Source organism: Mesorhizobium huakuii (assembly GCF_030160235.1).
Taxonomy (GTDB): domain Bacteria; phylum Pseudomonadota; class Alphaproteobacteria; order Rhizobiales; family Rhizobiaceae; genus Mesorhizobium; species Mesorhizobium huakuii.
Window position 1 is genome coordinate 1 of record NZ_BSNY01000006.1, and the last position, 8808, is coordinate 8808.

Annotated in this window: 9 protein-coding genes; 2 read left to right on the forward strand and 7 right to left on the reverse strand. The window is 59.9% G+C overall.

The features are described from left to right. Positions 1-220: 220 nt before the first annotated feature. Together QQK95_RS01310 and QQK95_RS01315 are read right to left on the reverse strand one after the other, a co-directional pair. Positions 221-469, reverse strand: a complete 249-nt coding sequence (locus QQK95_RS01310; protein WP_284268048.1) for a DUF6894 family protein — start codon at positions 467-469, stop codon at positions 221-223. Continuing rightward, entirely contained in the window at positions 466-1191 is a 726-nt protein-coding gene (locus QQK95_RS01315) for a Crp/Fnr family transcriptional regulator (protein ID WP_240565400.1), read from the reverse strand. The genes QQK95_RS01310 and QQK95_RS01315 overlap by 4 nt, the downstream gene beginning before the upstream one ends. 1000 nt (positions 1192-2191) lie before the next feature. Here QQK95_RS01315 and QQK95_RS01320 point away from each other — a divergent pair. Continuing rightward, on the forward strand, positions 2192-2404 hold the full coding sequence (locus tag QQK95_RS01320; RefSeq protein WP_240565399.1) for a hypothetical protein: 213 nt from the start codon (positions 2192-2194) through the stop codon (positions 2402-2404). Between the two features lie 263 nt (positions 2405-2667). Further along, complete coding sequence (locus QQK95_RS01325; protein ID WP_240565398.1) at positions 2668-2838, forward strand: hypothetical protein; 171 nt, start codon at positions 2668-2670, stop codon at positions 2836-2838. Positions 2839-3818: 980 nt separating this feature from the next. On the opposite strand, the gene QQK95_RS01330 is transcribed toward QQK95_RS01325, so the two are convergent. From QQK95_RS01330 to QQK95_RS01350, 5 genes are all read right to left on the reverse strand, one after another. Next, the gene (locus QQK95_RS01330; protein ID WP_240565397.1) at positions 3819-4772 is read right to left on the reverse strand and encodes an ABC transporter permease; all 954 of its coding nucleotides are present in this window, start codon (positions 4770-4772) and stop codon (positions 3819-3821) included. Beyond that, a complete protein-coding gene (locus QQK95_RS01335) occupies positions 4762-5700 on the reverse strand; it encodes an ABC transporter ATP-binding protein (protein WP_240565396.1) in 939 nt (312 codons plus the stop codon). Before QQK95_RS01335 ends, QQK95_RS01330 begins: the two co-directional genes overlap by 11 nt. Then, positions 5697-6884 carry a COG1470 family protein gene (locus tag QQK95_RS01340; RefSeq protein ID WP_284268057.1) on the reverse strand — a complete coding sequence of 396 codons (1188 nt, stop codon included), beginning with the start codon at positions 6882-6884 and terminating at the stop codon, positions 5697-5699. Before QQK95_RS01340 ends, QQK95_RS01335 begins: the two co-directional genes overlap by 4 nt. Before the next feature lie 56 nt (positions 6885-6940). Then, positions 6941-8281, reverse strand: coding sequence for a Do family serine endopeptidase (locus QQK95_RS01345; protein ID WP_284268059.1), 1341 nt, complete (start codon positions 8279-8281; stop codon positions 6941-6943). A 148-nt stretch (positions 8282-8429) separates the two neighbouring features. Continuing rightward, positions 8430-8660 carry a hypothetical protein gene (locus QQK95_RS01350; protein WP_284268061.1) on the reverse strand — a complete coding sequence of 77 codons (231 nt, stop codon included), beginning with the start codon at positions 8658-8660 and terminating at the stop codon, positions 8430-8432. Positions 8661-8808: the final 148 nt, after the last annotated feature.

The window sequence follows — 8808 nt, forward strand, 5'->3', positions numbered from 1 at the left end:
ATTGAAGCCGCAGAGCGCCGCTTGATCAGCCTCGTCACCCAAATTCCAGCATAGCTCGCGCTTTCAACCGTCACTGTTTGAAAATCGTGGACCATCAACACTCCTCCCTTGAAACACGTTAGGGCGGGCTCTCTTCGCACTTCAAGGCTTGGTATGAATCCGAACAGTTAGGTTGAGGACATATTGAGCGATCTTCCAGGGGAGCTAGGTCGATGCCACATCAGGTTTCTGAAACCACCTCGCCGAACGGCATCACCAGCACAGTTCTGCCGCTCTCGTCGGTCACTTCGAAGTTGCAGTCGAACCAGCTGCGGAGCGCGTCCATGCGGTTGTGAAAGACGAGATCATAGGCGTTTGCGAGCGCATGGCCCCGCACAGCTTCCTCGTTCTCCAACTCATCGCCGTCAGGGTCCGGTATGAGCCGGCCGCGATAGCGAACATTCATGAAGTAGCGCAAGATCCACCTCATCTGTCTCGCTTGATCGGGAACTGAAATACGTTGGAATATTCCTTCTCTGCGAACCCGTAAGCTTGGCCGGCGATCTGCTCCAACTTCTCGCGATCTCTCACCGTGACGTGGCCGCGCGTGGCCCGGATCACGCCCGTTCCCTCCAGCATCTGCACCGCCAATGTTACACCAGGACGACGCGTGCCCAGCATGACACTCATAAACTCATGGGTCACGGGCATATCGTCTTTTTCCAGACGATCGTGGGTCATCAGCAGCCAGCGGGCCAGCCGCTCCTCGATGGAGTAGCCGGCGTTGGCATAGGCGGTCTGACTGACCTGGACGATGAAGGTGTGCACGAAGCGCAGAAGCAGCGCGCGCAGCGTGGCGCTGTGGTCCATCGCTGCCTGGAGTTCGGCCACCCCGATGCGAAACGCATCGCCCGCAGCCTGTACCATGCAGGTATGAGGCGTGCGATCCACGCCGAGCACCACGGCCGTGCCCACCAACCCCTCCGATCCCACCATGCCGACCTCGAAGCGACCTTCTTCGGTATCGGCGACGATCGAGGCAATGCCATATTCGGGGAAGGTGACATGCGTGATCGTCTGTTCCGCCCGGAACAGGTGTTCACGCACCTCAAATGTGACGGCTTCGAGATGCGGCTGCACGAGCGCGAAATCGTCGCGCGACAATGATGCAAGCAGACGATTGCGGACGCTGGATTGCTGAAGCTGAGCCATGCTCTCGCCTCCCGTTTGGGGCAAGAGCACACGCATCTCTCAGCCGCTTGCGCCCACTCAGATCGGCAAGCGATGGCTCACCATCCTCTCAAGTCGGGCGGCAGGCAATTGCGAATGTCGCTTTTGGGCTTCGGAAATATCCTTGGGTACGATTTCGAACAGTGGGCGAAAGTGCAGGCGAGGTTTTCGAACCAGCACTGCATGGTTCTGCCGGAACAATTCCAAACTGGCCGGGTTTGAGAACAAAGGTGGCAACAATGGCCCGAGAGCACCCTCGCAACCTCGCCGAATTGTTGCGACGGCAATTTTCGAGTGAAGTGTTGAGACGGCATCTGCGCGGCCTGCCCATCTTTCGTGTCGAAAAATGGCTTCCCGATCGCCTGCGCAATCTGATGGATCGCTTGTCGCGGAAGGCAACAAAAAGTAGGCGCGGCGCGTTTGGTCTAGCTCTCGATGAAACCAGAGCACACTCTATTCGACCCGCTGGATACGGCCGTTGTTCAGGCGGAAGACACCGTTCTGACCGCCTTGCCTCTCAAAGTCGGTTTGGAGTTCATCCCAGGTGCCTAGATACGCTCCGCAATCATCGCAAAAAATCAGATTGTCCGGGCGAGCGTCGGCGGGAATTCTCAGCCGTATGGTGAGACAATATGGGCACTCCAGCTTGTGGTCGAGGAATTTCGGAGGCGTTTGCCCAGCATGTTCCGACTTTCGCGCAATCCAATCCACCAGGTCTGGATCGACGGTGTCAAAGCCGGTTTGCCGGCCCCTTGCTACGTGACATTTCCTCCTCCCCGCACGCAAAGGCCGAAGCACTGCCAACTCCCAACCGCCCCGCAATGCCTCTGTTCGGTATGGGCGATCCGTGAAGTATACGCCGGTTCGGAACGAAGCCGAGTCCCCGACAACGAGGGTACGATTCCGTACCAGCATTTCTTATTGAACCGACGATTTTTGCCGCCCTACAAATTTGAAGATTGAACATGCAGGACAATTTGGGATGGCTGAAGAGGCACCAGGTGATCGGCGCGTTGAAGTGATGGAAGCCGGTGAGGAATGGTTGGTCCGCGTGGTCGAGGACGACCAGGAACTAACCCGATCATTCGCGCTGCAATCTTTTGCCCTGGCCTTTGCGGAGGGCCAGCGGATACGGCTAGGCCTTGCCGATTTCAAACGGATCGAGGCACCTTCAGATGCAAGAGCCGCAATTTAACGGCATAGTTGACGCCGTGACGGTCGTGTTGTCGAACGAGCCTCAATCTCGTCGCCAAACGGCGGCGGACGCAGCCGCAACTCGGGCCCCGGAACACAATGTTCAGCCAATGCGTTGCCTCGTGCAGGCGCCACCCTGGAAGAGCGTTTGCTACCGCATCGTCCTGTTGAGGGCTCGGAAGGATCCATAGATGGCGCGGTCAGGGCCACCGATGGAACCTTTCTCTGTTCGGCACGTTTGCCGGAACCGGGAGTGTATCCAAGATGGTCGAGGAACAAGGCAAGCCGCTCACGGGCTACAACCTTATAGTGCGCCGACTGGTGGAAGATACCGGCATCACCGAAGACCAGGCCCGCGAGCTTATCGCCTTTCTGGGTCTCAACAATTGGGCATCGCTTATGCGTGAAGCGCGCATGATGGCTGGGAAACGCTAGTCAAATCAGTACCGGCCTTTGAGCACCATATTCGAGGCAGCGTCCACGCCATTCCCCTATGGTTGGGTAGCGCCAGAAATGTACGATTTCTTACCAAACAGACTTGTTGCCTTCCCGGATGCTATTGTAGCGGCGTGTCATCTCCATGATAGAGGATCGCACGATGGCAAGCAGCGAAGCTGAGTTCGTGCACCGCGAAAATATCAGGCACTTCGAAAAGAAGCTGGAGACGGAAACGGACTCGGCCACTCGAAGGGTGCTCTTGAAGCTTCTGGACGAGGAACGGACGAAACTTGCTCGGGTACGGCATCGGACGCCTAGGCCATCTCAGTCCGATCATTTAGAGCGTTAGCCAAAGCGAGGACTTTGTGCTTCCCTACCGTTCTTTGGGGGCAGCAATTAGGATCGGTAGCCTGTGACGCACTACGCCAAGGCAAACGCCTCGAGGTTCGCTATGACGGCTTCTTTCGAGTGGTAGAGGTCCACATCGTTGGCGTCACCACGGCAGGGAATGACGCCATGAGCGTCTACCAGGTGCGTGGTGGCAGCGATAGCAATGAGCGTGTCGGTTGGAAGACTATGTGGCTCGATGAAGCATTCACCGCCACTGTGATCAGCGAAAAATCCGAAGCGCCCCGTACAGGGTATTACCGTGGGGGAAAGGCTTCCGGGCGATGGATTGCCAGATCTAGACCGGGCCGGGTATAGACCGCTTCACCTGCGCCCGACAGAAAATCGGGAAAATCTGGATCGCTCTTGGCTACGAAATAGTCGCCACGGAGTACAATAGCTTAGTGCTTTTCCGGGAAGTGCGAGACCGCAATCTGGTGAACTCTCTCGACGTTAACAGCCTCCTGTCAGGGGGGCGTTGCCGACCGTCCAGCCACGCCCTCGCGTCGCTTGTGGCACTAGCGGATGCATCGGTGAGGTGGATGTCGCAGCTGCTGAGCACGCGAGGCATCCCTTGAGGCGCGCCGCTATCATGCCCTGACCTCCTGACGCTGGAAAGCGACGTAGGCAAGCGTGAACAAAAGGATCATGGCCGCGACCAACCCGGAAATTTGTGGCCACACCACCAACAGGCTCTGAACCGTCGGCAGCGGCGCGCCGACGACCGCACCCTGCATCTGATCGAAGAACAGCGGACCCACCGAACGAGCGGACGGATCAAGCAGCAACGCCGTCACTTCGCCGTAAAGGCTCTGCGGCGAGAGTCTCGCAATGGCCTGCTGCGTCTCGAATTGTGTGATCACCGTCATCGGGTCGAGTGGATCGAGCGGTGCAATTGTACTTGCAATCAAGGGCGCGATCATGCCCCAGAACACGGTCAGTACGAGCCAGACCGACAATGCTGCAAGTGCGGACGTTGCGGGTGACCGGATCACTGTTGAGAAGGCGATTGCAAGCGCCAGCCATACCCCGGCGTAAGCAAGTGTCACCGCCAGATAGGCGATGCCGCGCACCAAATCTCCGCTAGACGGCGGCAGTCCGAGAAACAGGATGCCGAGGCCGGTCATCAGCAACCACAGCGTAAGGAGCGCGATGGCAATAACGAGCAGGCCGCCCAGGAATTTGCCGAACAGGACGGCGTCTCGATAGATCGGTTGCGCCAGCAAACGGCTCATTGTTCTGCGGGCGTATTCGCCATTGATTGCATCGAAGCCCAGCGTGATCGCCACGAGCGGCAAGAGAAAGCCCAGGAAGGCTGCGAATGAGGGCAGGGGGTCGCGCGCTACCGTCAGCAGTTTGAGGAACAGGAATGGATCCTCTGCGGTCGTCGCGGTGATACGCCCGATCGCGCCATAGACAGCGCCGGCCGCTGTGAGCAGGACCAGAAGCATGATCAGGTGCATGCGGGCACTTGTCATGTGGTCGGCGGCTTCTTTGAGCGCGATCGTCGCGGTTCCTTTGAACGGAGAGCCTTCACGCGTCATGGGCAACCTCCTTGAAGTAGCGGCTATACGCTTGGTCAAGCCGGGCGCGGTGTAGGTCAAGGTTCCTCAAGGAACCTCCGCCTTGCACGACCAGGCGGGCCAACTCTGGCCGGACGTCGCGCTCCGCCTCGACCAGCCAATGACCGTCGCGGTCGGCGGCGATCGACTTCACCCCTTCTGCAAAACGTGCCGCCTGCGCCAGATCAATGCCGTCAGCCTCCACGTCGACGACAAAGGCACCGCCGCCAATTCGGTCGGCCAGCTCCTCGACAGTACCGACGAAGCCGATCTTGCCATTCCTGAACAACGCAATGCGGTGGCAGACGGTTTGCACGACATCCAGCATGTGGGACGACAACAGGATGGTCATGCCTTCGCGGCTTAATGTCTGGATGAGGTCAAGCAATTCCTGCGTCGCCTGAGGGTCGAGACCAGAGGTCGGCTCGTCGAGGATGGCGACGCGGCAATCCCGCATCAAAAGTTCGGCAATGCCGAGGCGCTGCCGCATGCCGCGCGAATAGGTGCCGACCTGCCGGTCGGCTGCATCCCTCAGTCGAACTTTGTCGAGTGCAGCAGCGATGCGTTCGCGGGCCTGGTCGCGGGACAGCCCCGCTAGCTCGGCGGTGTAGGAAAGGTTCTCGCGGGCGGACATGTTGTCGTAGAAGCCGACTGTGTCCGGCAGATAGCCCACCTGGCGTTTCACCTCCAGCGGCTCGCGCAGCGGATCCTTCCCGAGGATAAGGACCTGACCTTCGCTTGGCTCCGTGAGACCAAGCAGCATCAGGATGGTTGTCGTCTTGCCGGCGCCATTCGGACCGAGCAGACCCACGACCTCGCCGGCTTCAACAGACAGGTCAACGCCTGCTACGGCGAGCGCCGCGCCATAACGCTTGGTAAGTCCCTTGGCTTCGATGACCGTCGTGCTCATCGCCGTCCGTACCTCATTACGGCCATGCCGAGCACGAGAACGGCGGCGGCAATGACACCCAACCCGGCTGCGCCCCACATTGTCGATGTGTTGACCGTGACGCGAAACTGAGCCGATTCCGACACGCTGCCTCCGCTGGCGCGCACCGGAACCATATAGTCGCCAGCGATCGCCTTTTCGGAAGGTGTTATTCTGACGTTCACCTGGCTCGTGGCGTTCGGCGCCAGCATGCCAACGGTCTTGGGCTCGAACTCGACCTTCCAACCGGTCGGCGGCGAGGATGACAACTCGATATCCGCCGCAGGCGCGCTGCCAGTGTTAGAGAGCGTGAAAGTGAAGCTCGATTCCTTGCCGGCCACGGCTTCGCCTGAAAGCCGTTCTTGCGGTCCGGCAAGAGAGACTTCGGGTTGCCCCGTGACCTCGATGCTGAGTTCCGCAGTGCCATTGGCTCCGCCTCCCGAAACATCCATGACGATCGGGTATCGGCCGGCTGGGGCGGCTCGCGCAGGCGTTACCTCCAGGGTGATATCTTCCGTCGCACCGCCCTTTATGGGCAAACCCGTGATTTCCTCGGAACCATAACCATGCTTGAAGCGGGTCTGGAACCCTTCCGGTGCATTGGCGGCCAGATTGAACAAGCCTTCCTCACTACCATTGTTGGTCACCTCGACCTTGAAGCTGAAGGTCGATCGCGCTGATCCACGCAACGCGGGCAGCTCCGGCTTCAACTCCAATCCGCCTTCAGGGGCGTTCGCCAGTTTTACCGTGAGCGGCAGATCGGCGGTCTCGCTGCCGTAGCGTGCTTTCACGTCGATCGGCACGCTCTTGCCAGTCGCCCCTGTCGGCGGCGTCAGTTCAAGTTTGACCTCTTCCGTCGCATTGGGCGACACGATTACGGCATTGACCTCACGGTTGCCGCCCTTGAGCGACCATTTCCAGTCGGTCGGAACGCCGGAAACCTCCAACTCAGCGCGTTGCGGTGGCAGGTTCGCGTTGCGCAAGGTAAGCGGAATTGTTTCGGTTTTCCCTGGCGGGATCGCCAGCTCAGGGTGCGGCGTCGTCAGCCAGAAGCCGGTCAATTCATGAATCTGTGCCGGCGGTTGCTGCGTGAACGCGGGAACCGGCGCCAATGCCGCGGCGATGGCCGCGCCAGAGGCAAGGACCCATCGAACAGACTTCCTCATTTTCTGCTCCCAATCGATGAATGCTTTTGGATTGCTCTCGCCTAGTCTAGGGTTTCCTAGCGAACCACCAGGAACAGCTTTGCCCCACCGCGGAACAGATCCAGGGCGATCGTTCCGCTTGCTTCGCGCAACGCAGCTGTCAGCGCGGCCATAGTGGCAACCGGTTTCCGGTTGACCGCAACGATGACGTCTCCGGCGCGCAAGCCAGCCCGCGCCGCGGCGCTGCCCTGCTCAACGTGCGCGACAACCACGTTGCCGGCCGCATCCTCGAACTGCGCGCCTTCCAGACGATCCGGTAGCGCGGGCGCGGAGGCTGCAGCGTTCTCCGGCGCGATATGAATGGTCACACTCTTGCGCGTGCCATCGCGCAGATATTCGACGGCCACATCCGATCCGACCGGTGTCAGACCGATGCGGTTTCTCAGGTCGGCCGAGCTGGAGATCGGATGGCTGTCGACACTGACGATCACATCGCCAGCCTGCAGCCCCGCATGGGCGGCCGGAGAGCCGTCTTCGACGCTGCCGACCACGGCGCCCGAATTGTCGGTGAGTTTGAGTGCATCCGCCAGGTCTGGCGTGAGGTCCTGTACGGCAACGCCGATGCGGCCGCGGCGCACCTCGCCATGGTCGATCAGTTGCTTCATGACCGATGACACCATCGCGATCGGGACGGCAAAGCCAATGCCCACATTGCCGCCGGCCGGCGCTATGATCGCAGTGTTTATGCCGACCAGCTTTCCATCGTCCGTCACGAGTGCCCCGCCGGAATTGCCGGGGTTGATCGAGGCATCGGTCTGAATGAAATCCTCATAGCCTTCGATGTTGATGCCGCTCCGGCCGAGCGCGCTAACAATCCCTGATGTCACTGTCTGGCCAAGTCCGAATGGATTGCCGATCGCCACGACGGTGTCGCCCACACGAAGTGTATCGGAATTGCCGAAAGGAAGCGCCGTGAGCCTGCTTGCCTTGATCCTGAGCACGGCGATGTCGGTCGCCTGATCGCTGCCGACAAGTTCCGCTTTGAACCGGCGGCGATCCTTGAGCGTCACCGAGATTTCGCTGGCATCGGCGACGACGTGATGATTGGTCAGGATAAGACCCTTGTCGGCATCGACGATAACGCCGGAACCGGCGCTCAGCCTGGGCTGCGCCTCAGGCATGTTGAAATAGCGCCGGAAGAAGGGATCGTTGTAGAGCGGATTGGTCTCTGCAGATGAACCCGAAGTGACGGCGATGTTGACCACCGCAGGCGTCACCTGTTCCAGGACGTCCGGCAGCGGTCGCTGCGTGATGGTGCTGACGACGGGCCCGGCTGCAGCGGGGTACGCTGGCATTGGGGTAAGCGAGAGACAGAATGCGGCGAACACGCCGATATAATTTGACGATCGCACAGTCATTTTTAGGCCCCGAAACGTAGATTGCTCCTCTCGGCGCGGCCAGCTGGCTATCGGGTATGCCCTGGACCAGACTCCATTGTCCGATCCGTCAACCGGCGTGCACCAGTTCGCTTGTCAGAACCGCCGGGCCCTTCTGGCACGGCAGGCATCAACTCCCTGTACGTGCTACTTCTGGGCTCTGTTTGGTGTCCGTGAGTTTGCGAGCAGCCAGAAACATCACCGTGTATGCCGCTTTGCGCCGGTCCCAACCCGCGGCCTCTGCTCTGTCGAGCAACTCGACCAGTATCGGGTCAAGCGCAACCTTCAGGTCTGCTTCGTAGTTCAGATCGGTGGCCGCACGCGACGGCGGGGGGATTACGTTCAAGTTCATCACGTTCATGGCTCTACCCATTTGTCAGGGTGTCCGCGCCCACCGGGCGCGGACACAGCCGTTACCATCAGAAATCCATGCCACCAGCCGGCATTGCCGGAACGGCGGGTTCCTTCTTCGGCTTCTCGGCAACCATCGCTTCCGTCGTTACCAGCAG